Annotated in this window: 20 protein-coding genes, 2 pseudogenes and 2 riboswitches; of the genes and pseudogenes, 13 read left to right on the forward strand and 9 right to left on the reverse strand. The window is 71.0% G+C overall.

Features of this window, described 5'->3' with window-relative positions; translation table 11 throughout:
- Positions 1–216: 216 nt before the first annotated feature.
- A riboswitch (glycine riboswitch) is annotated at positions 217–315 on the forward strand.
- Positions 316–439: riboswitch (glycine riboswitch) on the forward strand.
- A gap of 37 nt (positions 440–476) precedes the next feature.
- The 6 genes and pseudogenes from gcvT to ACYVMZ_RS24880 form a co-directional block, all read left to right on the forward strand.
- Positions 477–1,631, forward strand: a complete 1,155-nt coding sequence (gcvT, locus tag ACYVMZ_RS24855; RefSeq protein WP_461083239.1) for a glycine cleavage system aminomethyltransferase GcvT — start codon at positions 477–479, stop codon at positions 1,629–1,631.
- 110 nt (positions 1,632–1,741) lie between these two features.
- Complete coding sequence (gcvH, locus tag ACYVMZ_RS24860) at positions 1,742–2,119, forward strand: glycine cleavage system protein GcvH (protein ID WP_461083240.1); 378 nt, start codon at positions 1,742–1,744, stop codon at positions 2,117–2,119.
- An 11-nt stretch (positions 2,120–2,130) separates the two neighbouring features.
- Positions 2,131–3,396: a serine hydroxymethyltransferase gene (glyA, locus tag ACYVMZ_RS24865; RefSeq protein WP_461083242.1), complete on the forward strand. Its 1,266-nt coding sequence runs from the start codon at positions 2,131–2,133 to the stop codon at positions 3,394–3,396.
- A gap of 89 nt (positions 3,397–3,485) precedes the next feature.
- Complete coding sequence (locus ACYVMZ_RS24870; protein WP_461083244.1) at positions 3,486–4,853, forward strand: L-serine ammonia-lyase; 1,368 nt, start codon at positions 3,486–3,488, stop codon at positions 4,851–4,853.
- Positions 4,854–4,931: 78 nt separating this feature from the next.
- The gene (locus ACYVMZ_RS24875; RefSeq protein WP_461083246.1) at positions 4,932–5,489 is read left to right on the forward strand and encodes a glycoside hydrolase family 25 protein; all 558 of its coding nucleotides are present in this window, start codon (positions 4,932–4,934) and stop codon (positions 5,487–5,489) included.
- A gap of 66 nt (positions 5,490–5,555) precedes the next feature.
- Positions 5,556–5,798: pseudogene (locus ACYVMZ_RS24880) on the forward strand (helix-turn-helix transcriptional regulator); the annotation flags it as partial.
- Positions 5,799–5,954: 156 nt separating this feature from the next.
- Here the strand turns inward: ACYVMZ_RS24880 and ACYVMZ_RS24885 are convergent.
- Together ACYVMZ_RS24885 and ACYVMZ_RS24890 are read right to left on the reverse strand one after the other, a co-directional pair.
- Positions 5,955–6,167, reverse strand: coding sequence for an EF-hand domain-containing protein (locus tag ACYVMZ_RS24885; RefSeq protein WP_461083248.1), 213 nt, complete (start codon positions 6,165–6,167; stop codon positions 5,955–5,957).
- Between the two features lie 49 nt (positions 6,168–6,216).
- Positions 6,217–7,128, reverse strand: coding sequence for a MerR family transcriptional regulator (locus ACYVMZ_RS24890; protein WP_461083250.1), 912 nt, complete (start codon positions 7,126–7,128; stop codon positions 6,217–6,219).
- A 48-nt stretch (positions 7,129–7,176) separates the two neighbouring features.
- Here ACYVMZ_RS24890 and ACYVMZ_RS24895 point away from each other — a divergent pair, with 48 nt between their 5' ends.
- Entirely contained in the window at positions 7,177–7,845 is a 669-nt protein-coding gene (locus tag ACYVMZ_RS24895) for a GNAT family N-acetyltransferase (RefSeq protein WP_461083252.1), read from the forward strand.
- On the opposite strand, the pseudogene ACYVMZ_RS24900 reads toward ACYVMZ_RS24895, so the two are convergent.
- The 3 genes and pseudogenes from ACYVMZ_RS24900 to glgX all read right to left on the reverse strand — a co-directional run.
- Positions 7,799–7,909 (reverse strand): annotated as a pseudogene (locus tag ACYVMZ_RS24900) (ADP-ribosyltransferase); the annotation flags it as partial. The gene ACYVMZ_RS24895 and the pseudogene ACYVMZ_RS24900 sit on opposite strands and share 47 nt — an antisense overlap.
- Before the next feature lie 182 nt (positions 7,910–8,091).
- Positions 8,092–9,321, reverse strand: coding sequence for a YVTN family beta-propeller repeat protein (locus tag ACYVMZ_RS24905; RefSeq protein WP_461083254.1), 1,230 nt, complete (start codon positions 9,319–9,321; stop codon positions 8,092–8,094).
- Positions 9,322–9,421: 100 nt separating this feature from the next.
- Positions 9,422–11,671, reverse strand: coding sequence for a glycogen debranching protein GlgX (gene glgX, locus ACYVMZ_RS24910; protein WP_461083256.1), 2,250 nt, complete (start codon positions 11,669–11,671; stop codon positions 9,422–9,424).
- 189 nt (positions 11,672–11,860) lie between these two features.
- Between glgX and ACYVMZ_RS24915 the strand changes: the two genes are divergently transcribed.
- From ACYVMZ_RS24915 to ACYVMZ_RS24930, 4 genes are all read left to right on the forward strand, one after another.
- Positions 11,861–13,108 carry a L,D-transpeptidase gene (locus ACYVMZ_RS24915; RefSeq protein ID WP_461083258.1) on the forward strand — a complete coding sequence of 416 codons (1,248 nt, stop codon included), beginning with the start codon at positions 11,861–11,863 and terminating at the stop codon, positions 13,106–13,108.
- A gap of 181 nt (positions 13,109–13,289) precedes the next feature.
- Complete coding sequence (locus ACYVMZ_RS24920; RefSeq protein WP_461083260.1) at positions 13,290–14,540, forward strand: L,D-transpeptidase; 1,251 nt, start codon at positions 13,290–13,292, stop codon at positions 14,538–14,540.
- 78 nt (positions 14,541–14,618) lie between these two features.
- Positions 14,619–15,386 carry an enoyl-CoA hydratase/isomerase family protein gene (locus ACYVMZ_RS24925; protein WP_461083262.1) on the forward strand — a complete coding sequence of 256 codons (768 nt, stop codon included), beginning with the start codon at positions 14,619–14,621 and terminating at the stop codon, positions 15,384–15,386.
- A gap of 390 nt (positions 15,387–15,776) precedes the next feature.
- The gene (locus ACYVMZ_RS24930; RefSeq protein WP_461083264.1) at positions 15,777–16,280 is read left to right on the forward strand and encodes an ATP-binding protein; all 504 of its coding nucleotides are present in this window, start codon (positions 15,777–15,779) and stop codon (positions 16,278–16,280) included.
- 20 nt (positions 16,281–16,300) lie between these two features.
- On the opposite strand, the gene ACYVMZ_RS24935 is transcribed toward ACYVMZ_RS24930, so the two are convergent.
- The 4 genes from ACYVMZ_RS24935 to ACYVMZ_RS24950 are packed head-to-tail and all read right to left on the reverse strand — an operon-like array spanning position 16,301 to position 19,880.
- The gene (locus ACYVMZ_RS24935; RefSeq protein ID WP_461083266.1) at positions 16,301–16,945 is read right to left on the reverse strand and encodes a response regulator; all 645 of its coding nucleotides are present in this window, start codon (positions 16,943–16,945) and stop codon (positions 16,301–16,303) included.
- A complete protein-coding gene (locus ACYVMZ_RS24940) occupies positions 16,938–18,203 on the reverse strand; it encodes a sensor histidine kinase (RefSeq protein ID WP_461083268.1) in 1,266 nt (421 codons plus the stop codon). Before ACYVMZ_RS24940 ends, ACYVMZ_RS24935 begins: the two co-directional genes overlap by 8 nt.
- A 25-nt stretch (positions 18,204–18,228) precedes the next feature.
- Positions 18,229–18,978, reverse strand: coding sequence for an ABC transporter permease (locus tag ACYVMZ_RS24945; protein ID WP_461083270.1), 750 nt, complete (start codon positions 18,976–18,978; stop codon positions 18,229–18,231).
- Positions 18,975–19,880, reverse strand: coding sequence for an ABC transporter ATP-binding protein (locus ACYVMZ_RS24950; protein ID WP_461083272.1), 906 nt, complete (start codon positions 19,878–19,880; stop codon positions 18,975–18,977). The genes ACYVMZ_RS24945 and ACYVMZ_RS24950 overlap by 4 nt, the downstream gene beginning before the upstream one ends.
- A 183-nt stretch (positions 19,881–20,063) precedes the next feature.
- Between ACYVMZ_RS24950 and ACYVMZ_RS24955 the strand changes: the two genes are divergently transcribed.
- Both ACYVMZ_RS24955 and ACYVMZ_RS24960 read left to right on the forward strand, forming a co-directional pair.
- Positions 20,064–22,019, forward strand: coding sequence for an ABC transporter ATP-binding protein (locus tag ACYVMZ_RS24955; protein WP_461083274.1), 1,956 nt, complete (start codon positions 20,064–20,066; stop codon positions 22,017–22,019).
- Positions 22,016–23,866 (forward strand): ABC transporter ATP-binding protein, encoded by a 1,851-nt coding sequence (locus tag ACYVMZ_RS24960; protein ID WP_461083276.1) that lies wholly within the window; start codon positions 22,016–22,018, stop codon positions 23,864–23,866. Before ACYVMZ_RS24955 ends, ACYVMZ_RS24960 begins: the two co-directional genes overlap by 4 nt.
- Positions 23,867–23,898 lie beyond the last annotated feature (32 nt).

Below are 23,898 nucleotides of genomic sequence, written 5' to 3' on the forward strand. Positions count from 1 at the left end.
ATCGTCCTCCCCTGGGGCCAGGTACGAGTCCCATCCCCGCCGAGTGTAAAGAGAAGGTAATGCCGGAGGTCTCGTGTTTTCGTTCACTTCCCGCAACAGGCGTGTCACAGCCTGCTGTGATCGCCTGTGCACGCTGTGCGTTCCCTGTGAAAGGTCCCCCTGCCACGCCCGAGAGATGCGTGCAATGATGTGCGCGCCAACTGCATACCGGCCGTTTGAATCCGCGCGGGAGAGTTCCCAGCACACTGTCGCTGGGGCGCCGAAGGAGCAAGTCCCTCCCTTGAATCTCTCAGGCCCCGTTACCGCGCGGGCGAGGCACATCTGAAAAGCGGGCCACCCCTGACGACCGGAAGGGGCGGTCCCACCCAAGGTGCAAGCCGTGATCGTCCCTGTGGCGGTCGTGGCGAACCTCTCAGGTTCCGATGACAGATGGGGAGGAACGACCTCGCCGTCATGCCCTGGGAGACGACCGACCGATGAGCAGTGCCGATTCCCCTGTATCCCCCGCGTCCCATCCGCTCCGCCATACCGCGCTCGATGCCGTGCACCGTGCGCTCGGCGCGACGATGACCGACTTCGCCGGCTGGGACATGCCCCTGCGCTACGGCTCCGAGCGCGACGAGCACACCGCCGTCCGTACGAAGGCCGGGCTGTTCGACCTCTCGCACATGGGCGAGATCACGGTGACCGGCGCCCAGGCGGCCGCGCTCCTCGACTACGCGCTGGTCGGCAACATCGGCGCCGTCAAGGTCGGCCGCGCCCGCTACACCATGATCTGCCGGGAGGACGGCGGCATCCTGGACGACCTGATCGTCTACCGGCTCGCCGAGACCGAGGCCCCCGAATATCTGGTCGTCGCCAACGCCTCCAACGCCCAGGTGGTGCTGGACGCCCTCGTGGAACGGTCCGCCGGCTTCGACGCCGAGGTGCGCGACGACCGTGACGCCTACGCGCTGATCGCCGTCCAGGGGCCCGAGTCCCCGGGGATCCTGAAGAGCCTCACCGACGCCGACCTCGACGGCCTGAAGTACTACGCCGGGCTGCCCGGCACGGTCGCCGGTGTCCCGGCGCTGATCGCCCGTACCGGCTACACCGGCGAGGACGGCTTCGAACTGTTCGTGAAGCCCGAGCACGCGGTCGAGCTGTGGCAGGCGCTGAGCAAGGCGGGCGAGAGCGCCGGACTGGTCCCGTGCGGGCTGTCCTGCCGGGACACGCTGCGCCTGGAGGCGGGCATGCCGCTGTACGGGCACGAGCTGTCGACCGGGCTCACCCCGTTCGACGCCGGGCTCGGCCGGGTGGTGAAGTTCGACAAGGAGGGCGACTTCGTCGGCCGCGCGGCCCTGGAGCGGGCCGCCGAGCGGGCCGCCTCGCAGCCTCCCCGGGTCCTCGTCGGCCTGGTCGCCGAGGGCCGCCGCGTCCCGCGCGCCGGGTACACGGTCGTCGCCGGCGGCGAGGTGATCGGCGAGGTCACCTCCGGCGCCCCCTCCCCCACGCTGGGCAGGCCGATCGCGATGGCGTACGTCGACCCGGCGCACGCGGCGCCGGGCACGCCGGGCGTCGCGGTGGACATCCGGGGCACCCACGAGCCGTACGAGGTCGTGGCGCTGCCGTTCTACAAGCGCCAGAAGTAGACACTTGACGCGCGGCCCCGCGTGACCCCGCGCACATTCACGCTGCTCAGCAGCGGTTTCAGTAGTCCCCCATTCATCAGCACTCCCCCGCGTACAGGAGAATTCAGGCCATGAGCAACCCCCAGCAGCTGCGCTACAGCAAGGAGCACGAGTGGCTGTCGGCCGCCGAGGACGGTGTCGCGACGGTCGGCATCACGGAGCACGCGGCCAACGCGCTCGGCGACGTCGTCTTCGTCCAGCTCCCGGAGGTCGGTGCCACGGTGACCGCGGGCGAGACCTGCGGCGAGCTGGAGTCGACCAAGTCGGTGTCCGACCTGTACTCCCCGGTCTCCGGTGAGGTCACCGAGGTCAACGAGGACGTCGTGAACGACCCGTCGCTGGTGAACTCGGCCCCCTTCGAGGGCGGCTGGCTGTTCAAGGTGCGCCTCACGGACGAGCCGGCCGACCTGCTCTCCGCCGCCGAGTACGACGCCCACATCGCCGGCTGAGGAGCCCGTACATGACGTCTCTTCTGAACGCCCCGCTGCACGAGCTCGACCCGGCCGTCGCCGCCGCGGTCGACGCCGAGCTGCGGCGCCAGCAGTCCACCCTCGAGATGATCGCCTCGGAGAACTTCGCGCCGGTCGCGGTCATGGAGGCGCAGGGCTCGGTCCTCACCAACAAATACGCCGAGGGCTACCCGGGCCGCCGCTACTACGGCGGCTGCGAGCACGTCGACGTGGTCGAGCAGATCGCCATCGACCGGGTCAAGGAGCTCTTCGGCGCCGAGCACGCCAACGTGCAGCCGCACTCGGGCGCCCAGGCCAACGCGGCCGCGATGTTCGCGCTGCTCAAGCCCGGCGACACGATCATGGGTCTGAACCTCGCGCACGGTGGGCACCTGACCCACGGCATGAAGATCAACTTCTCCGGCAAGCTGTACGACGTCGTCGCCTACCACGTGGGCGAGGACGGCCGGGTCGACATGGCCGAGGTCGAGCGGCTGGCGAAGGAGTCCAAGCCGAAGCTGATCGTGGCCGGCTGGTCCGCGTACCCGCGGCAGCTGGACTTCGCCGCGTTCCGCCGGATCGCGGACGAGGTCGGCGCGTACCTGATGGTCGACATGGCGCACTTCGCGGGGCTCGTCGCGGCCGGGCTGCACCCCAACCCGGTGCCGCACGCGCACGTGGTCACGACCACGACCCACAAGACGCTGGGCGGCCCGCGCGGCGGTGTGATCCTCTCCACGGCCGAGCTGGCCAAGAAGATCAACTCCGCGGTCTTCCCCGGTCAGCAGGGCGGTCCGCTGGAGCACGTGATCGCGGCCAAGGCGGTCGCCTTCAAGGTGGCGGCTTCGGACGACTTCAAGGAGCGCCAGCGCCGTACCCTGGAGGGCGCGCGGATCCTCGCCGAGCGCCTGGTGAAGGACGACGTCACCCAGCACGGCGTTTCGGTCCTCTCCGGCGGCACGGACGTGCACCTGGTCCTGGTGGACCTGCGCGACTCCGAGCTGGACGGGCAGCAGGCCGAGGACCGGCTCCACGAGATCGGCATCACCGTCAACCGCAACGCGGTCCCGAACGACCCGCGGCCGCCGATGGTGACCTCGGGCCTGAGGATCGGCACGCCCGCGCTCGCGACCCGCGGCTTCACGGCCGAGGACTTCGCCGAGGTCGCGGATGTCATCGCCGAGGCGCTGAAGCCGTCGTACGACGCCGAGGCCCTGAAGGCACGGGTGAAGGCGCTGGCAGACCGGCACCCGCTGTACCCCGACCTGAACAAGTGAACGGGCGGCGGGGCGCCGACGACCTCGGTGCCCCGCCCCCGCACCAGCACCGCACCACCCTCGCACCACCCCCGCACTGAGGAGTCACCGTGGCCATCTCGGTCTTCGACCTGTTCTCGATCGGCATCGGCCCGTCCAGCTCCCACACGGTGGGCCCGATGCGGGCGGCCGGCATGTTCGCCCGCCGGCTGCGCAACGAGGGGCTGCTGGAGTCCGTCGCGTCCGTACGCTCCGAGCTGTACGGCTCCCTCGGCGCGACCGGCCACGGCCACGGCACACCCAAGGCGGTGCTGCTCGGGCTGGAGGGCGACTCGCCGCGCACGGTCGACGTGGAGACGGCCGACGACCGGGTGGAGGCCATCAAGGCCGGCGGGCGTCTGAAGCTCCTCGGCGAGCACGAGATCGCGTTCGGCTTCGACCAGGACATGGTCCTGCACCGCCGCAAGGCCCTCCCCTACCACGCCAACGGCATGACCCTGTGGGCGTACGACGCGGCGGGCGCGGAACTCCTCACGAAGACGTACTACTCGGTGGGCGGCGGCTTCGTCGTGGATGAGGAGGCGGTCGGCGCGGACCGCATCAAGCTGGACGACACGGTCCTGAAGTACCCCTTCCGCACGGGCGACGAGCTGTTGCGCCTGACGAAGGAGACGGGCCTGTCGATCTCCTCGCTGATGCTGGAGAACGAGCGGGCCTGGCGCACGGAGGACGAGATCCGCGGGGGCCTGCTGGAGATCTGGCGGGTGATGCAGGCGTGCGTGGCGCGCGGCATGTCCCGCGAGGGCATCCTGCCCGGCGGCCTGAAGGTCCGCCGCCGCGCGGCGATGACGGCCCGCCAACTGCGTGCCGAGGGCGACGCGGCGGCCCACGCGATGGAGTGGATCACCCTCTACGCGATGGCGGTGAACGAGGAGAACGCGGCCGGCGGCCGGGTCGTCACCGCCCCCACGAACGGCGCGGCCGGCATCATCCCGGCGGTCCTGCACTACTACATGAACTTCGTGCCCGGCGCGGACGAGGACGGCGTGGTCCGCTTCCTCCTCGCCGCCGGCGCGATCGGCATGCTCTTCAAGGAGAACGCCTCCATCTCCGGCGCAGAGGTCGGCTGCCAGGGCGAGGTCGGCTCCGCCTGCTCGATGGCGGCGGGCGCGCTCGCCGAGGTCCTGGGCGGCACGCCCGAACAGGTCGAGAACGCGGCCGAGATCGGCATGGAGCACAACCTCGGCCTGACCTGCGATCCGGTCGGCGGCCTCGTCCAGATCCCGTGCATCGAACGCAACGGCATGGCCGCGGTCAAGGCCGTCACGGCCGCCCGCATGGCGATGCGAGGCGACGGCTCCCACAAGGTGTCGCTGGACAAGGTCATCAAGACGATGAAGGACACCGGCGCGGACATGTCGGTGAAGTACAAGGAGACGGCGCGGGGCGGGCTGGCCGTGAACATCATCGAATGCTGAACCGTTTCCCTCGTTACGAGGGCTGATCTGCGGGCATCATCAACTCCCGTCCCCCCACGGAATGTCAGGGAGTGCCTCATGCTCCGCGGCATCGACGTCAGCTCCTACCAGCCCTCCTCGTACGACACCGACGGCCTCTCCTTCGTCTTCGTCAAGGCGACGGAAGGCCGTTCGTACGTCAACCCCAAACTCGCCGCCCAGACGAAGACGGCCCGCGACGCCGGGCTGGTCGTCGGCTTCTACCACTTCCTCTGGCCGGGCAACCTCACGGCCCAGGCCGAGTACTTCGTCGGCAAGGCCCCGGAGCGGGCGGGCGACATCCTCGCCGTCGACTGGGAGACGACCGGCGACGGCACCCACGCGACCAACGCCGAGAAGGACCGCTTCATCCGGAAGGTGAAGGAGTTACAGCCGAACAACCGGGTCGTGCTCTACTGCAACCGGTACTACTGGCTCAACGTCGACACCACGTCCTACGCGGGCGACGGCCTCTGGATCGCCGACTACGTCACCGCGGGCAAGCCCCGCATCAAGGCCAAGTGGCGTTTCCACCAGTACACCGACGATCCGCTGGACAGGAACGTCGCCGACTTCGCGAGCAAGGCGGCGTTGCGGAAGTGGGCCGAGGACGCCTGACGGCCCTGCCTCACCCGGCTCGCCCGGCCGCGCGCCGCACCGCTCGCTGCGGGCGGCGGTGGAGCTGCCCGTGGCGGCCTGTCCCGTGCGGCCTTCGCCCGCCGCTTCACGGCGCTGGTGGGCCGGCCGCCCTTGGCGTACCTGACGTGGTGGCGCATGACGACGGCCGGCCGCCTACTGCGCACCGACGACCTTCCCCTGCGCCAGGTCGCCCAACGCACCGGGTGCTACTCGGAGTTCGCCTTCGCCAAGGTGTTCAAGCGCGAGTACGGCGTGGCACCGGGGCAGTACCGGAGGCGGGCGTCCTGAGCGGCGGTGGCGCTCGGAGCCGTCACGGCCCGTCGGCAGGGCGGGCGTCCCCCCAGTAAGTCGTACGCGTAGAGGAACGGCTTCCAGCCCCCGGTGCGCCAGCCAGGAGGAAGGGGGCCCGGTCCGCTCCCGGACCGGCCCCCCTTCCCGCGGGCGTCACTTGCTCAGGTACGACCAGAACTCGTCGAACGACAGCACCTTGTCGCCGTTGAGGTCGCGGGTCCTGATGATGACCTCCGCGACCGACTCGGTGACGTTCCAGTCGCCCGCCTGGGCCAGGGCGGCCTTGAACTCGGCAGCGGTGATGAATCCGTCCCCGTCCGTATCGATCCGCTCGAACTGCTTGCGCGCTTCCTCGATGTCCGCCACCGATCCGCCCCTCATCTCGTACTTCGCCGTCCGGTTGACGGAGGTCAGATTAACTGCCCGCCCGAGACTCCAGTGCGGCGACCACCCATGCGAAGTCCTCGGCGTGCGGGGGTGCGGGCTCCCGGTTCACGATGGCGAGCAGTTCGCGGTAGCGGGCGACACGGTCGTTGAACCCCGCCGTCATGCGCTCCAGCACGGCGGCCCGGTCGGCGTCCCCGAACAGTTCCCGCAGCACGTCCTCGGCCTCGGGCGCCCCTGGGTCGATGCCGCGTTCCCGTGCCGGTCCCACCAGCGCCACCAGACGCTTGGCGAACCACAGGGACCGCCCTCTGGGAGCCTGGGGCGTCCGGTCGGCGGCGTTGAACTCGGCCGCCCTGCGCATGTGCGCCCGGAACTCGGGGTCCTGGAGCATCTCGGCCAGCTCGACCCAGGCGTCGACCTGCTCGGGCGTCGGGTCGTCCGCGAGGTCCACCGCGGTACGCCGCATCCGTTCCCGTATCTCCGGATCGACGGTGTCGAGCCCGTGCAGCGTCTCCTCTACGAACTCCTCCATGATCCGCTGCCGTTCAGTGGCGGACAGCCGCGCCAGCTTGTTCATGAGTGTCATCTCCTCTGCGGTCGAACCGCGTCGCGCCACGGTCGACAGCACCGCACGGGTCACCTTCAGCGACCGGATCTGCGCGTCCAGCGCAGCGACATGCGTGGCCGCGACGTCCGCGACCGTCCGCTCCCCCGCCAGCACCCCGCGTACGTCGTCCAGGCCGAGGCCCAGTTCACGCAGGGTGCGGATCAGTTCCAGGCGGGCGACGGACGCGGCGTCGTACAGCCGGTAGCCGCCCGCGGACCGGCCCACCGGGGGCAGGACGCCCTCGTCGGACCAGTAGCGGACGGTGCGTACGGTCAGTCCCGTAGCCCGGGCCAGCTCGCCGATGGTGAAAAGTCCGGTGCCCTCGTCGATCATGTCTGCGAGTCTGGGCCTTCCAGTGGGTGGAGACTCAAGGAGCGCTCGGTGGCCGACACTCTGCGGGACATTCTCGGCGCGGCGGCGCGGGGGGTCTTCCCAGCGGCGGACGGCGGTACGACGGTCGTGCCGCAGCACTGCGATCGGGACGCGGGGGTGATCGCCTTCACCGGGCACTCGGTGGTCTTCACGGACGAGGACCCGCGGTGGGTGTACGACACGCTGGACGCGCTGGACTGCGATCCCCTGGCCGCGCCGATGAACGCACGGTTCCTCGCGGCCTTCATGGCGCGGACGGGGCGTACCTCCGAGACCATCGACGCGGTCCTGGTCGGCTCCCCGCTGCCGGGTGAGCCGCCCCTCGCGCTGCAGGAGGTCGAGGACCTCGGCCATCCACGGATCGCCTACGCCCGCGGGCGGCGCGACGACGTGCGCGCGTGGACGACGGACGGCGGTGTGCTGGTGCTGGGGCGCGGGGTCGCCGGGCGGCTGGAGGTGTCGGTGGAGGTGGACGAGGGAGTACGGCACCGGGGGCTGGGCCGGGCGCTGGCGACGGCGGCCCGGCAGCTCGTCACGGAGCCGCTGTGGGCGCAGATCGCGCCGGGGAACGCCCGCAGCGTGCGGGCGTTCCAGGCGGCCGGCTACCGACCGGTGGGGGCGGAGCTGCTGCTCAGTGCCATGCCTCGTAGTGGGGGTTGCTCTGGCAGCCGCTCATGATCTCGACCTTGGTGGTCTTGTTCACCGGGCAGACGCCGATGATGCACTTCCGGTCGATGCCGCCGCCTTGACGCGGTCCTCAGCCGTGGCGGCCGTCGTCGTGAGGACGGCCGCGAGGGAGAGGACGGCGGCAGCGGCACGCCGCCGCAGACGAGCTGTGATCATGGCCAGTACGATCGCGATGTCGCGGCGGCGGCCCGGGGATCGTCACTCGTGCGGCGGCGCGTCCCGTCAACAGCCCTGACGTCAGCGGAAGATGCCGGTGTGACCGAGCGAGTAGCGGCCCGGCTGCGGGTAGACCGCGAGACCGTGCGGGCCGCTGCCGACCGGGACGCGGGCGAGCTGGGTTCCGGTGCGGGTGTCGATGGCGTACACCTCGGCGTCGTAGCGGCCGGACAGCCACAGGACCTTGCCGTCGGCGGAGACGCCGCCCATGTCGGGGCTTCCGCCGTCGGGCAGCTGCCACTTCTTGGTCAGCTTGTTCCGGGTGAAGTCGAAGACGGAGACGGTGCCCTCGCCGCGGTTGGAGACGTACATCTCGCGCGAGTCGCGGCTGACGTACAGGCCGTGGCAGCCCTTGCCGGTGGGCAGGAGGGTGGGCTCGGTGAACTTGTCGCCGTCCAGGACCCACATGCCGTGGGCCATCATGTCGGCGATGTAGAACTTCTTGCCGTCCGGGGAGATTTTCACGTCCTGAGGCATCGCGCCTTCGAACGGCAGCTTCTGCTGCCCGACGACCTTCATCTTCTCGGTGTCGACCTTCAGCAGCTCGCCGCTGAACTCGCAGGAGACGATGAAGTAGCGGCCGTCGAGGGAGAAGTCGGCGTGGTTGACGCCGTAGCAGCTGACCGGGACGGTCTTCTTCCGCTCCATGGTGTGCGGGTCGCGGAAGACCAGTTCGCGGTCGAGGGAGGCCATCACGACGGCGTACCTGCCGTTGGGCGTGAAGTAGAGGTTGTACGGGTCGTGGACCTCGACCGGCTTGCCCGCCCTGCCCGTCCTGGGGTCGATGGGGGTGAGCGTGTGGCCGCGGTTGTTGTTCACCCACAGGGTCTTCAGGTCCCAGGAGGGCACGACGTGCTGGGGCTGGCGGCCGACGGGGATGGTGTCGACGATCTCGTACGTCTTCGGGTCGATGACGGAGACCGTGTCGGACTCGGTGTTGGGGACGTAGACCCGGGACGGGAAGTCCTTGACCACCGGGGACAGCTTGCCCGGGCGGTCGGCGGCGTAGACGTCCTTCGGGTCGAGGACGGGCGGCATGCCGGGCAGTCCCTCGACGGGCTTCTTCTCGCGCGGGGCGGGCAGGGCCGCCTTGGTGGTATCCGCCGACTTGATGGTCTCGGCCGTCCTGGTGGCCTCGGCGGCCCGGTTCGCCGTCTCGGTGCCACAGGCGGCCAGTGCGGCGACACCGGCCAGGGCAGCGGTCGCGAGCAGGGTGCGGGTGATTCGGGTGGGGTGCGTCACCCGCACCATTTAAGGAGGGTTGCGACGGAAAACCGCCGATTCACCCGAAGAGCGGCTCGCACGGGTCGCGCAGCCCGCCCTCACCCCGCCGCCCTCACCCGGGGGTGCCTCAGTCGGCCACCTTCAGCAGCAGCACCGCCCGGGCCGGCACCGTGATCGCCGTGCCCGCCCGGTGTTCCACGCCCGGTGCCTCGGCCTGTTCCTCCCGGCTGGTGTCGACGACCACCTCGTAGCGCTCCGCCCACGGCGGGCCCGGCAGGACGAAGCTCACCGGCCGCTCCCCGGCGTGCAGCACGGCGAGGAAGCTGTCGTCGAGGATCTGCGCGCCGCGCTCGTCGCGGCCCGGGATGTCCCGCCCGGAGAGGTACATGCCGAGCGTGGCGGCGGGCGCGTACCAGTCCTGCTCCGTCATCTCCGTGCCCCGGGAGGTGAACCAGGCCAGGTCGCGCAGCCCGTCCGCGGTCTGCGGCCGCCCGGAGAAGAAGGCCCGGCGCCGCAGCACCGGATGCCGGTGGCGGAGCTCTATCAGCCGGGAGGTCAGGTCGAACAGGGCCTTCCAGCCGGGCTCCTCCAGCAGGCTCCAGTCGACCCAGCTGATCTCGTTGTCCTGGCAGTAGGCGTTGTTGTTGCCGCGTTGCGTCCGGCCCAGTTCGTCGCCCGCCACCAGCATGGGCACGCCCGTCGACAGCAGCAGGGTGGTCAGCAGGTTGCGGAGCTGCCGCCTGCGCAGCGCCCGGATCCGCTCGTCGTCCGTCTCGCCCTCGGCGCCGCAGTTCCAGGCCCGGTTGTCGTCGGTGCCGTCCCGGTTGCCCTCGCCGTTGGCCTCGTTGTGCTTGCGCTCGTAGGACACGAGGTCGCGCAGGGTGAAGCCGTCGTGCGCGGTGATGAAGTTGACCGAGGCGTACGGGCGCCGCCCGCCCCAGGCGTACAGGTCACTGGAGCCCGACAGGCGGTAGCCCATCTCGCGTACGTCGGGCAGGGCGTGCCGCCAGAAGTCCCGTACGGCGTTGCGGTAGCGGTCGTTCCACTCCGTCCACAGGGGCGGGAAGGCACCCACCTGGTAGCCGCCGGAGCCCACGTCCCACGGCTCCGCGATGAGCTTGACCCGGCGCAGGACCGGGTCCTGGGCGATGACCGCGAGGAACGGGGAGAGCATGTCGACGTCGTGCATGGAGCGGGCCAGCGCCGCCGCCAGGTCGAAGCGGAAGCCGTCCACGCCCATCTCCGTCACCCAGTAGCGCAGGGAGTCCGTGATGAGGCGCAGCACGTGCGGCTGGACGACGTGGAGGGTGTTGCCGCAGCCGGTGTAGTCGGCGTACCGGCGGGCGTCGGGCTGGAGGCGGTAGTAGCCGCGGTTGTCGATGCCCTTCAACGACAGCGTCGGTCCCAGCTCGCCCGCCTCGGCCGTGTGGTTGTACACCACGTCGAGGATGACCTCGATGCCGGCCGCGTGCAGGGCGCGCACCATGCGTTTGAACTCGCCGACCTGCTGGCCGGTCGTGCCGGAGGCCGCGTAGGCGGCGTGCGGGGCGAAGTAGCCGATGGAGTTGTAGCCCCAGTAGTTGCGCAGTCCCCGGCGCAGCAGGTGGTCCTCGTGCGCGAACTGGTGCACCGGCAGCAGCTCCACGGCCGTGACGCCCAGCTTCACCAGGTGCTCGACGGCCGCCGGGTGGGCGAGGCCGGCGTAGGTGCCGCGCAGGTCCTCGGGGATGCCGGGGTGCAGCTTGGTGAAGCCCTTGACGTGGAGTTCGTAGATGACCGAGTCGGCCCACGGCGTCTTGGGGCGGCGGTCGTCGGCCCAGTCGTCGTCATCGTGGACGACGACGCCCTTGGGGACGTACGGCGCCGAGTCGCGGTCGTCGCGCACGGTGTCGGCGACGTGCTGCTGGGGCCAGTCCCGGACGTGCCCGTACACCTCCGGCGGCAGACTGAAGTCACCGTCCACCGCGCGCGCGTACGGGTCGAGGAGCAGCTTCGCCGGGTTCCAGCGGGCGCCGGTCCACGGGTCCCACCGGCCGTGCACCCGGTAGCCGTAGCGCTGGCCGGGGAGCACGCCGGGCACGAAGCCGTGCCAGATCTCGTGCGTCAGTTCGGTCAGCCGGACGCGCGTCTCCTTGCCCCGCTCGTCGAAGAGGCACAGCTCCACCCCCTCGGCCCCACCCGCCCACAGCGCGAAGTTGGTCCCCGCCACGCCGTCCGGGCCGGCCCGGAAGCGGGCACCCAGCGGCATCGGCGCGCCCGGCCACGCGGGCACGGTGGGCAGCGCGGGCTGCCTGACGCCGTTCACGACGGCGGCCGGGCGGCCGTCCTCGGTGGCCCGATCGCCGGCCACCGCCTCCTGCTCGGCTGCGCTGGACACCTGTCAGCCTCCCGCGGCTCGTGGAACGACGGGGGACAGAGAAGTGCGGCCACCTCGGTGCGGCCCGGGCCACGGCTCCCCTGCGCGTCGTCCTCCCCACTGTTCTGCCCAGAGGGTGGCTCGCACTCACGTTTCCCCGGGGGGCGGCATGGTCGTTTCCCGGGGACGAGGACCGTCGTTGGGCTCCTCGTGAGGCACGTAAAAGGGCGCGCACGGCGCGCGAGGGCCGTGCTGGCCGCCGTAGTGACATGGGCAGGACTGCTGGCCGGGGTCGTCGGCTGTACCCCGGACGGCGGTGGAGGCGGGATCGGCGGGGCGTTCGGCGCTCCCCCGGCCGCCGAGGACGTCATCCGCGTCACCCCCGCGGACGGCAGCAGGGGCGTGCGCCCCGGTGAGAAGCTGCGGGTGCGGGTGCCGGACGGGCGGCTGGAGTCGGTGAAGGTCGTCCGCTCGCAGGACGCGCAGGACTTCCCGGTGCCCGGGCGGATCTCCGCCGACGGGCTGACCTGGGAACCGGAGGAGGAGAGGCTGGCGCTGGCCGCCCGGTACACGGTCGACGCGGTGGCCCTGGACGGCCACGGGCGCCGCTCGGCCCGCCACGTCACGTTCACGACGTACGTCCCGGCGGAGCGGTTCATCGGGTACGTCAGCCCGGAGAACCGGGCCACGGTCGGCACCGGGATGATCGTCTCGCTGGAGTTCAACCGGGAGATCACCCACCGCGCGGCCGTCGAACGCGCGATCCGGGTGACCGCGGAACCCGCCGTCGAGGTCCGCCCGCACTGGTTCGGCCGGTCCCGTATCGACTTCCGCCCCGAGCACTACTGGAAGCCGGGCACCAAGGTCACCGTCGACCTGCGCCTGAGGGACGTGGAAGGGGCGCGCGGGGTCTACGGGCTGCAGTCCAAGAGGTTCTCCTTCACCGTCGGCCGCAGTCAGGTCTCCCTCGTCGACGCGGCGAAGCACACCATGCAGGTGCGGCGGGACGGCGAGCTGCTGGCCACCGTGCCGATCACGGCCGGGGCGCCGAAGACCACCACGTACAACGGCAAGATGGTGGTCACCGAGATGCTGGAGCTGACCCGGATGAACGGCGCCACGGTCGGCTTCAAGAAGGCCGACGGCAAGGGCGAGTACGACATCCCGGACGTGCCGCACGCCATGCGCCTGACCACCTCCGGCACCTTCCTGCACGGCAACTACTGGGCGCCTGAGAACGTCTTCGGCCGGACCAACGTCAGCCACGGCTGTGTGGGGCTGCGCGATGTGAAGGGCGGCGGCGCGGACACCCCGGCGGGCTGGTTCTTCGACCGCAGTCTCATCGGGGACGTCGTCGAGGTCGTGAACAGCAAGGACAAGAAGGTCGCTCCCGACAACGGGCTCGGCGGGTGGAATATGAGCTGGAAGGCGTGGAAGGCGGGTAGTGCGGTGAAGTAATCCGATACGGGGGCGAGTAGGCCGACAGGGGGGCGGGTGGTCCCAACTTTCCGTTGAAGTTGGGACTGAACGGTGACACTCGCACGGCCCGTACGCCCGTGGCCTGTGGTTACTATGCGCCGGTGCGCGCTCGGGACGCGCAGGGGTGCAGGCCTGACCGGGCCCTGCGAGGGGAGAAAACTTGAACAAGGGACCGATATGGGGGGCGTCGGTTGACGCACGGGTGCGGGGCCGCAGGGGGCCGCTGGCACTGATACTCGGCGTGCTGCTGCTGGCCGTCACCGCGTGCGGCGGGGGGTCGGGCTCGGAGTCCGGGCCGGGGGACGGCAAGGGCGAGAACGCCTCAGATTCGGCTGCGGCCCGGAGCAAGCAGTCCGAGGCCGTCGTCAGCATCACGCCGAAGGACGGCGCGAAGGCCGTCGACACCAGCGGCGTCCTCGAAGTGAGCGCCGCGAAGGGCAAGTTGACCGAGGTCGTGGTCAAGGACGCCGAGGGCGACGAGGTCGACGGGAAGATATCCGGGGACGGCGCCACCTGGACGCCGTCCACCCACCTGGCCGCCGCCACCAAGTACACGGTGCACGCGGTCGCCAAGGACTCCGAGGGCCGTACGGCCGCGGAGGACGCCGGCTTCACCACACTGACGCCGAAGAACACCTTCGTCGGCGTCTTCACCCCCGAGGACGGCTCCAAGGTCGGCGTGGGCATGCCGTTCTCGATCCGCTTCACCCGGGGCATCACCAACCCCGAGGCCGTCGAGAAGGCCATCAGGTTCAGGACCGAGCCGGCCGTCGACGTCGAGGGCCACTGGTTCGGCAACGACCGCCTCGACTTCCGGCCGGAGAAGTACTGGAAGCCCGGCACCAAGGTCACCGTCGACCTCAACCTCGACGGCGTCGAGGGCCGCGACGGCGTCTACGGCAAGCAGGACAAGACCGTCTCCTTCACCATCGGCCGCAACCAGGTCTCCGTCGTCGACGCCAAGAAGCTCACGATGAAGGTCATGCGGGACGGCAAGGTGATCAAGACCATCCCCGTCACCACCGGCAAGCCCGGCATGGAGACCTGGAACGGGCAGATGGTCATCAGCGAGAAGCACGTGGTGACCCGCATGAACGGCGAGACGGTCGGCTACGGCGGCGAGTACGACATCAAGGACGTCCCGCACGCCGTGCGCCTGACCACCTCCGGCACCTTCCTGCACGGCAACTACTGGGCGAGCGGCGCCTTCGGCGACTACAACGCCAGCCACGGCTGCATCGGTCTGCGCGACGTGCGCGGCGGCTGGGACAAGGGCACGCCGGCCGCCTGGTTCTTCAACAACTCCCTGATCGGCGACGTGGTGATCGTCAAGAACTCCAACGACCGGACCGTCGCCCCGGACAACGGGCTCAACGGCTGGAACATGTCGTGGGAGAAGTGGAAGAAGTAGGTCCTCGTCAGATGTACGGGCCCGGTGTGACCGACCGCACCGGGCCCGTTGTCGTTAGTGCCCGTTAACCTGCTGCGCATGACCGTACATCTGGAAGTCGCGGACGGCGTCGGCACGCTGCGCCTGGACCGCCCGCCCATGAACGCGCTGGACGTCGCCACGCAGGACCGGCTCAAGGAGCTCGCGGAGGAGGCCACGCGCCGGGAGGACGTGCGCGCCGTGGTGATCTACGGCGGCGAGAAGGTGTTCGCGGCGGGCGCGGACATCAAGGAGATGCAGGCGATGGACCACACGGCGATGGTCCTGCGCGCCCGCGCCCTGCAGGACTCGTTCACCGCCGTGGCCCGCATCCCCAAGCCGGTCGTCGCCGCCGTGACGGGGTACGCGCTGGGCGGCGGCTGCGAGCTCGCGCTGTGCGCGGACTACCGCATCGCCGCCGACAACGCCAAGCTCGGCCAGCCGGAGATCCTCCTCGGCCTGATCCCGGGCGCGGGCGGCACCCAGCGCCTGGCCCGGCTGATCGGCCCGTCCAAGGCCAAGGACCTCATCTTCACGGGCCGCCAGGTCAGGGCCGACGAGGCGCTCACCCTGGGCCTGGTGGACCGGATCGTCCCGGCCGCCGAGGTGTACGACCAGGCGCACGCCTGGGCCGCGAAGCTGGCGCAGGGGCCGGCGATCGCGCTGCGCGCGGCCAAGGAGTCGATCGACACGGGCCTGGAGACGGACCTCGAGACGGGTCTGGCCGTGGAACGCAACTGGTTCGCGGGCCTGTTCGCCACGGAGGACCGTGCCCGGGGGATGCGCAGCTTCGTGGAGGAGGGGCCGGGCAAGGCGAAGTTCCTCTGAGTCCTGCCCTGAGTCCTGCCCCGAGTCCTCCCCTGCATCCTCCCCTGAGCCCTCACCTGAGTCTGCCGGCTGCTGTGGCGCGTCGTCCCGTGCGCCCTCCCGCGCATCGTCCCGTGCATCTGCCCGCGTCCTCTTGCAATTGACGGCACGTCCGATCCGGGTCCCTCGATGGGGCGGTTTATGGGAGCCTTAAGGCACCCTTAAGTCCGCCTTGTCGAGGGAGTCTGTCGATTGCCGGCAGCACAGCCGTCGCCGCAGGTCAGGCGAGCCGCGGCCGACCCTGCAATGCTTATGACATATGCCGATCGACTGCCGTGCGGCGGGGGCTCGAAGGGGGCGTATTCCCCGGTAACGGCCCCGGGGGGAGCGCTGGGCGGCCATGATGGGGGCATGGCGGGGCTGGAGGGTATGGAACAGCCGCGGGGACACGCACGTGCGACCGCGGCGCGCTGGTCGCCGGCGGTCGAGGACGAACGCGCGTTGAAGGCGCTCGAGTTGTTCGGCAACCCGACGGATGCGGAGGTCCCGCTGCCGTCCCGTCCCGAGTCCGCGGCCACCGCGCGGCGGCTCGTCCAGGTGGTGATCCTGCGCGAGTGGGGACTCGGACCCAAGACCGCGGAGGGCGCCGTCCTGCTCGTGTCGGAGCTCGTGGGCAACGCCGTACGCCACACCGGCGCCCGCGTCTTCGGCCTGCGCATGCGCCGCCGCCGCGGCTGGATCCGCGTCGAGGTCCGCGACCCGTCCCGTGGCCTGCCCTGCCTGATGCCGGTTCAGGAGCTGGACGTCAGCGGCCGGGGACTCTTCCTGGTCGACAAGCTGTCCGACCGGTGGGGGGTCGATCTGCTGCCGCGCGGAAAGACGACCTGGTTCGAGATGCGGGTCGCGGACCGCTGAAACCCGGCCCGGGCGGCTGCTCAGCCGAGGATTCCCCGGTCGTACGCCACCGCCACCGCCGCCGCGCGGTCCTTGACGCCGAGCTTGGCGTACAGGTGGGTGAGGTGGGTCTTCACCGTCGCCTCACTGATGAACAGCTCACGGGCGATCTCCCGGTTGGAGGTGCCCCGGGCGACCAGGGCCAGGACCTCGCGCTCACGCGCGGACAGCGGCTCGTTGCCGGGCGCCCTGGGAGCACGGACCGCGGACACAAGACGGGAGGCCACGGCCGGGGAGAGGACGGTGCGGCCCTCGGCGGCGGCCCGCACGGCGGTGAAGAGCTCCTCGCGCGGGGCGTCCTTGAGCAGGTAGCCGGTGGCGCCCGCCTCGATCGCGGGGAGGGTGTCGGAGTCGGTGTCGTACGTGGTGAGGACGAGGACCTTGGCGCGGGCGCCGGTGCTGGTCAGCTCGTGGATGGCGGCCACTCCTCCCCCGCCCGGCATGCGCAGGTCCATGAGGATCACGTCGGGGTCGAGTTCGGAGGCGAGCGAGACCGCCTCGACGCCGTTCGACGCCTCCCCCAGGACCCTGAAACCCGGCGCGGACTCGAACATGCCGCGCAGGCCGTCCCGTACGACAGGGTGGTCGTCGACGATCAGCAGGGAGATCAACACCTCGTCACTCATGGCGGACCAACGGTACGCGAGCCGAGACCGTCGTGCCGTGGCCCGGCTCGGACTCGACCGTGAGGGAGCCCGCGATGCGTTCGGCGCGGGCCCGCATGCCGTCCAGGCCGAAACCGCCGGTGCGGGTGCGTTCGGGGAGGGCGAGCGGGTCGAAGCCCCGCCCGTCGTCGCGGATGTCGAGGATGACCTCGTCGCCCAGGAAGGACAGGGTGACACCGAGGCGGGTGGCCCGGGCGTGGCGGGAGGCGTTGGACAGGGCCTCCTGGGCGATCCGCAGCAGCGTCGCCGAGACCTCGTCGTGGAGTTGTTCCGCGGTGCCCGTCACCGTGAACTCCGCGCGCACGCCCGTGCGTTCGCCCCATTCGGCGACCGTGCTCTTCAGGGCTTCCGGCAGTCCGTCGTCCGCCAGTGCCACGGGAACGAGGTTCTGCACGGAGCGGCGGGCCTCGCCGAGGCTGTGGCGGGCCAGGGCGGAGGCGCGGTCGAGGTGGGTGCGGGCGGTCGGCAGGTCGGGGGCGGTCGCGACGACCTGGAGCTGGGCGATGATGCCGGTCAGGTCCTGGGCGAGGGTGTCGTGGATCTCGGCGGCGAGGCGGCGGCGCTCGTCGGCGACCCCGGCTTCCCTTGCCTGGACCAGGAGTTGGGCGTGCAGGGCGGCGTTCTCGTCGAGGGCCTGCTGCAACGCCGCGTTGGTGCGTTCGAGTTCGGCGATGGTGACGGCCCTGGCCCGGGAGCGGATCTCCTCCTGCTCGCTGATGTGGGCGATCGCCATCACCAGCGCGTTGTTCACCACCAGGAGCCCGGCGAACACCGCCCAATGGCCCTCGCCTTCCGGCGGCAGCCCGCCGGACTGCGAGCCGGCCATGACGATCGAGGTGAGGACCATGGCGAGCCGCTGCCGACGTCTGCCCGGGATCAGCTTGTCGGCGTCGAAGTAGCCCGCGACCGCGTAGAACGCGAAGAACGGGTTGATCCAGGCGAGGGCGAAGGCGAACACCCAGCGCAGGACGTAGTACGCCGTCCCGGTCCGGGAGGGGGTCAGACCGCGGCCGGTCCGGCGGGTCCGGGTCCCGTCCCACCACAGCTGGAGGGCGAGCGCGGCGACGACCAGGATCCCGGCCGCGTACCACTCGCCGGGGCCGTCCAACAGCTCGGTGGTGACGGCCGAGAAGACGGTGGAGATACCGAGCAGCCCGTACGGACCCCAGGTGTGGAACTGCTCCCACCGCTTCTCGATGTGCCGGTCCACCGCGGTCATCTTCCCAGTCTGCACGGACGGTCGCCTATTCCCAGCGGAACCAGCGCGAGGCCGCGGCGGTGAGCAGGACCGTCCAGGCGACGAGCACGCCCAGGTGGTCCCAGCCGGGCCAGTCACCCGCCGCCGCCTGGTTCAGCGCCGGCGCCGCCGCCCCGAACGGGGTGTAGCCGACGACTCGGGCCATCAGGTCCGGCATGGCCTGCACCGGCAGCCACAGGCCCGCGCAGAACATCGACGGGAACATCAGGGCGGTCCCGAGGGCGGTCGCGATGCTCGTCGTCCGGGACAGGGCGGCGACCACCGAGCCCAGGGCGAAGGCGGCCAGGACGGTCAGGATCAGGGCCGCGGCGTATCCGAAGCCCTGCTGCGGCAGTCGTACGTCGAAGGCCAACCGGCCGACCGCGAGGGCCAGCACCGCCGAGGCCAGGGCAGCCGCGCCGTGCACCAGCATCTGCGCGGACAGCAGGGCGGAGGGCCGTACGGGCGTGGTGGACATCCGGCGCAGGATGCCGCGCTCGCGGTAGCCGGTGAGTGTCTGCGGCATCGACTGGAGTCCGCCGACGGTCAGGCCGAGCAGCACGGTGATCGGGACGTAGACGTCGATCACGCGCAGCCCGTCGAAGGTGGGGTCCGGCTCGCGGAAGTCCGGGATGGTGCCGAGGATCGCCAGCAGGAGAGCGGGGAACACCAGGATCCAGAACAGGGTGCCGGGTTCCCGGCGGACGAGCCGGGCCTCGGTCTTCAGTACGGCGGTGTTGACGACGGCCGCGCTCATGCCGCTGCCTCCTGCGTGAGGTCGAGGAACGCGTCGTCCAACGTGGCGTCAGTCACGCGGAGTTGGTGGGCGGTGATGTGGTGGCGGGCGAGGAGCGTGATGACGGCGTTCACCGTCTCGTCGGTGCCGGCGAGCGTGATACGGCCGTCCTTGCGGTCGATCGACGCGAGGGCGGGCAGCGCGTTCAGGTCACGGTCGTCGAGCTGCGCGGACGGCGTGAAGCTGATGACCGTGGCGCCCGTGGAGCGGCGGATCAGGCCGGCCGGGGTGTCCAGCGCGGCCACCCGCCCCTTGTCGAGCACGGCGATCCGGTCGCACAGGCGCTGTGCCTCCTCCATGAAGTGGGTGACGAGGAGGACGGTCACGCCGTTCGCGCGGATGTCCTCGATCAGCTTCCAGGTGTCCCGGCGGGCGCGCGGGTCGAGGCCGGTGGTCAACTCGTCCAGGACGACGATCCGGGGATTGCCGACGAGCGCGAGCGCGATGAACAGGCGCTGCTTCTGGCCACCGGAGAGCTTGGCGAACCGGGTGGTCAGCTTGGTGGTCAGGCCGAGGCGTTCGGCGAGCGGCCTCCAGTCGAGCGGGCTCGGGTGGAAGGCCGCGTACAGTTCCAGCGCCTCGCGGACGGTGAGCTTGGCCTGGAGCTCGCTCTGCTGGAGCTGGGCGCCGAGGACGCGGGCGACCTTCTCGTGGTCGGTGACGGGGTCCAGGCCGGTGACGCGGACGCGGCCCGCGTCGGGGACCCGCAGGCCCTCGACGCACTCGACGGTGGTGGTCTTGCCGGCGCCGTTCGGGCCGAGAATGCCGAAGATCTCGCCCTCCTCGACGGCGAAGGATACACCGTCGACGACGGGCCTGCCGCCGTAGGCCTTGCGCAGGTCGGTGACTTCGATGACGGACATGCGTCGAGGGTCCCGGGGCGGCGGGGTCCGCCGCATCGGCCGTCACGCTCGAACGGGCATCATCCGATCGGTTGATGCCGTCGTACGACTCCTCGAACGCGCAGGTCGTAGGACCGGCGGCCGGTCGCGGTCCGGCCAAAACTCGGTGGGCAGTGTCAGTGGCGATCCGTAGGCTCGCTGCTGATGGCCACGACATCCGCACCCGCCCGGGAACCCGGCCAGGACCTGGCCCGCAACCCCGCCAACGACCGTTCCGCCGTACGTACGTTGCTGCGTCTGTGGCCGTACGTTCGGCCCGTGCGGGTGCGGCTGTTCACCGCCGCGTTCGTCGCGATCCTCGCCTCCTGCGCGGGGCTGGTGATCCCGCTCGTCCTGAAGTGGATGGTGGACGGTCCGGTCGCCGACCGGGATCCGGCGGGCGTGTGGCTCGGGGCGCTGTACCTGCTGCTGCTCGGGTTCGCCGAGGCGCTGCTGTTCGGGCTGCGGCGGTGGCTGGTGGCCCGGCCGCTGTCGCACGTCGAGGCGGAGATGCGGGCGGATCTGTACCGGCACCTGCAGCGGCTGCCGGTGGCCTTCCACGACCGGTGGGCCTCGGGGCAGCTGCTGTCCCGGGGGACGACGGACCTGATGCTGCTGCGCATGTTCCTCGCCTTTCCGTTGACGTTCCTGCTGGTCAACGGGGTGACGATTCTCGTCGGCGTGATCATCATGCTGCTGCAGGACTGGACGCTGGGGCTGGTGATCCTCGGTCCGGCCGTGCCGATGATCGTGATGTGCGTGGTCTTCGAGAAGCGGTACGCCGAGGTGGCGCGGCTCGCGCAGGACCAGGTGGGGGATCTGACCACGGTCGTCGAGGAGAGCGTGCTCGGCATCCGGATCATCAAGGGGTTCGGGCGGCACCGGAGTCAGGCGCGGGCGTTCCGGGAGCTGTCGGGGACCTTGCGGGGAACGGAGCTGCGCAAGGCACGGCTGCTGGCGACGCTCTGGGGCGTCATCGTGACGTTGCCGGAGATCGCCATCGGGGCGGCGTTGGTGGTGGGCGTCGTTCAGGTGGCCGACGGGGAGTTGTCGGCGGGGACGCTGGTGGCGTTTCTGTCGACGGCTCTCGCGTTGCGGTGGCCGGTGGAGTCGATCGGGTTTCTGCTGGCGATGAGTCAGGAGGCGGCGACGGCGACGGAACGGTATTTCGAGGTGATGGATGCGGAGGTGGAGGAGCCGGGGGTTTCTGGTGCGTCGGCATCGGCGTCGGCGTCGACGTCGGGGGATGGGTCGCGCAACTCGGCGCTGCGAGGTGCTGCCCGCGGGCTGACCGCGTCAGCTCGCGGCGGTCTACGGTTCCACAACGTCACCTTCCGCTACCCGGACGCTCCCCCCGGCTCCCCTCCCGCCCTGGACGGCATCGACCTCCACGTGCGCCCCGGCGAGTCCATGGCCCTGGTCGGGGCCACCGGAAGCGGCAAGACGACGCTGACCGCGCTCATCCCCCGCCTGCACGAGGTGACCTCGGGGCGGATCACGCTCGACGGGGTGGACATCACGGAGATGTCCCGCGAGGAGCTGCGTGCCAAGGTCGCCGTCGCCTTCGAGGAGCCCACGCTCTTCTCCGCCGGCGTCGGCGACAACGTTCTCATGGGGGCCGGCGACAGAGCCGGACAGGCGGAGCTGGAGCGGGCGCTGGCCGTGGCGCAGGCCGACTTCGTGTACGCGTTGCCCCAGGGGGTGGACACCCAGGTCGGTGAGCAGGGGCTCAGTCTCTCCGGCGGTCAGCGGCAGCGGCTGGCGCTCGCGCGGGCCGTCGTCGGCCGGCCGGAGTTCCTCGTCCTGGACGACCCGCTGTCCGCGCTCGACGTCCACACGGAGGCCGCCGTCGAGGCCGCCCTGCGGCAGGTGCTGGCGGACACCACCGCCCTGATCGTGGCGCACCGCCCGTCCACCGTGCTGCTCGCCGACCGCGTCGCCCTGCTCTCCGGCGGTCGTATCGCCGCGGTCGGCACCCACCACGAACTGCTGCGCATGAACGCCGAGTACGCGCATCTCATGTCCGGAGAAGTGCCCGGAGAAATGTCCGGAGAAGAGGCCGGAGCAATGGCCGGGGAAGAGGCCGGGGACCGGTCCGGGGAACAGGAGGACTGCCGATGACGGCGCCCGCCACCACGCCCGCCCAGGACAAACCCGGCGACCGGTCCCCCGGCGCCGGCGACCCCTTCGACCGGGACGTCCTGCCCACTCCCCCGGGCGCCACCGCCGCCCTGCTGCGTTCCCTGCTCGCCCCGATGAAGGCCCGCGTCGCCCTGACGTCGCTTCTGCTGCTGCTCGTGCAGGCGACCGTGCAGGCGGGTCCGCTGCTGGTGGCGTACGCGATCGACCGTGCCGTGCCCGCGTTCCGGGCCGGCGACCACGGTCCGCTGATCGCGGTGGCCGTGGGTTATCTGGTGTGCGCGCTGGCCTCGGGTGGGCTGCAGTACGCGTTCGTCGCCCTCTCGGTCCGGGTCAGCCAGGACGTGCTGCTCGACCTGCGCGGCCGGATCTTCCGCCACGCGCAGGCGCTGAGCATCGACTTCCACGAGCGCTACACCTCGGGCCGGCTCATCTCCCGTTCCACGACGGACGTCGAGTCGCTGCGCGAACTGCTGGACGAGGGCCTGCAGGAACTCGTCACGATCATCCTGTCGTTCGTCTACATCTCGGCGCTGCTGCTCTGGCTGGACCTCGGGCTCGGCGCGGTGGCGGTGGCGTCGTTCGTGCCGCTGTACCTCCTCGTACGGATGTACCGGCGGCGCGCCGCGCGGGTGTACGGGCAGCGGTCCACCGCCATCGCCGCCGTGATCGTGAAGTTCGTGGAGACGATGAACGGCATCCGGCCGGTGCGCGCCTTCAGGCGCGAGGCCGTCAACGACGCCGATTTCCGCGTCCTGAACCAGCGGCACGAGCGGGCCAACGGGGACGCGCTCCTGGAGATGGCCCGGTACGTCACCGGCTCGCGGCTGGTCGCCAACACGGCCGTCGCGGCGATCGTGCTGTGGAGCGCCTACCGGGTCGCGGACGGCACGCTGGCGCTCGGGGTGCTGGCGGCGGCGGTGCTGTACCTGCGGCGGCTGTACGACCCCATCGACCGGCTCGGCATGTTCCTCAACTCGTACCAGTCGGCGGCGGCCTCGCTGGAGAAGATCGCCGGGCTGCTCGCGCAGCGTCCGTCGGTGCCCGAGCCGTCGGTGCCCAAGGAGCTCCCGCCCCTGGAGAGCGAGCATCCCGGCCGTGAGGTCGTCTTCGACGGGGTGCGGTTCGGCTACCGCACCGGCGGCGAGGTGCTGCCCCGTTTCGACCTGACCATCCCGGCCGGGCAGACGGTCGCGGTGGTCGGCTCGACCGGCGCGGGCAAGTCGACCCTGGCCAAGCTGCTCGCCCGGTTCTACGACCCGTCCGAGGGGCGGGTGCTGCTCGACGGCGTCGACCTGCGTGACCTCGCGATGCCCGAACTGCGGCGCGGGGTGGTGATGGTGACGCAGGAGGCGTTCCTGTTCTCCGGCACGGTCGCTGAGAACATCGCCATCGGCCGCCCGGACGCCTCCCGTGAGGAGATCGAGCAGGCGGCGAAGGAGATCGGCGCGCACGACTTCATCAGCGCCCTGCCCGACGGCTACGACACCGACGTCCGCAAACGGGGCGGCCGCATTTCGGCCGGGCAGCGGCAACTCGTCGCGTTCGCCCGGGCGTTGCTGGCCGACCCGGCCGTGCTGATCCTCGACGAGGCGACCAGCTCGCTGGACGTCCCGGGCGAGCGGGCCGTGCAGCGGGCGATGGCGACGGTGCTGAAGGGCCGTACGGCGGTCGTCGTCGCGCACCGGCTGTCGACCGTCGAGATCGCGGACCGGGTGCTGGTGATGGAGCACGGGCGGATCGTCGAGGACGGCGGCCCGGCCGAACTCGTCGCGGGCACGGGCCGGTTCGCGGATCTGCACCGGGCGTGGCGGGACAGTCTGGCGTGACCGCCTCTCGATGTCTCTCACGCATCTCTCGG

The organism is Streptomyces deserti, from assembly GCF_054782695.1.

Coding starts and splice junctions, on each gene's coding strand:
- ACYVMZ_RS24960 (WP_461083276.1), top strand. CDS start 22,016: ATGACGGCGCCCGCCACCACGCCCGCCCAGGACAAACCCGGCGACCGG.
- ACYVMZ_RS24925 (WP_461083262.1), top strand. CDS start 14,619: ATGACCGTACATCTGGAAGTCGCGGACGGCGTCGGCACGCTGCGCCTG.
- ACYVMZ_RS24935 (WP_461083266.1), bottom strand. CDS start 16,945: ATGAGTGACGAGGTGTTGATCTCCCTGCTGATCGTCGACGACCACCCT.
- ACYVMZ_RS24940 (WP_461083268.1), bottom strand. CDS start 18,203: ATGACCGCGGTGGACCGGCACATCGAGAAGCGGTGGGAGCAGTTCCAC.
- ACYVMZ_RS24890 (WP_461083250.1), bottom strand. CDS start 7,128: ATGATCGACGAGGGCACCGGACTTTTCACCATCGGCGAGCTGGCCCGG.
- gcvH (WP_461083240.1), top strand. CDS start 1,742: ATGAGCAACCCCCAGCAGCTGCGCTACAGCAAGGAGCACGAGTGGCTG.
- ACYVMZ_RS24950 (WP_461083272.1), bottom strand. CDS start 19,880: ATGTCCGTCATCGAAGTCACCGACCTGCGCAAGGCCTACGGCGGCAGG.
- ACYVMZ_RS24905 (WP_461083254.1), bottom strand. CDS start 9,321: ATGGTGCGGGTGACGCACCCCACCCGAATCACCCGCACCCTGCTCGCG.
- ACYVMZ_RS24930 (WP_461083264.1), top strand. CDS start 15,777: ATGGCGGGGCTGGAGGGTATGGAACAGCCGCGGGGACACGCACGTGCG.
- glyA (WP_461083242.1), top strand. CDS start 2,131: ATGACGTCTCTTCTGAACGCCCCGCTGCACGAGCTCGACCCGGCCGTC.
- ACYVMZ_RS24875 (WP_461083246.1), top strand. CDS start 4,932: ATGCTCCGCGGCATCGACGTCAGCTCCTACCAGCCCTCCTCGTACGAC.
- ACYVMZ_RS24955 (WP_461083274.1), top strand. CDS start 20,064: ATGGCCACGACATCCGCACCCGCCCGGGAACCCGGCCAGGACCTGGCC.
- ACYVMZ_RS24945 (WP_461083270.1), bottom strand. CDS start 18,978: ATGAGCGCGGCCGTCGTCAACACCGCCGTACTGAAGACCGAGGCCCGG.
- gcvT (WP_461083239.1), top strand. CDS start 477: ATGAGCAGTGCCGATTCCCCTGTATCCCCCGCGTCCCATCCGCTCCGC.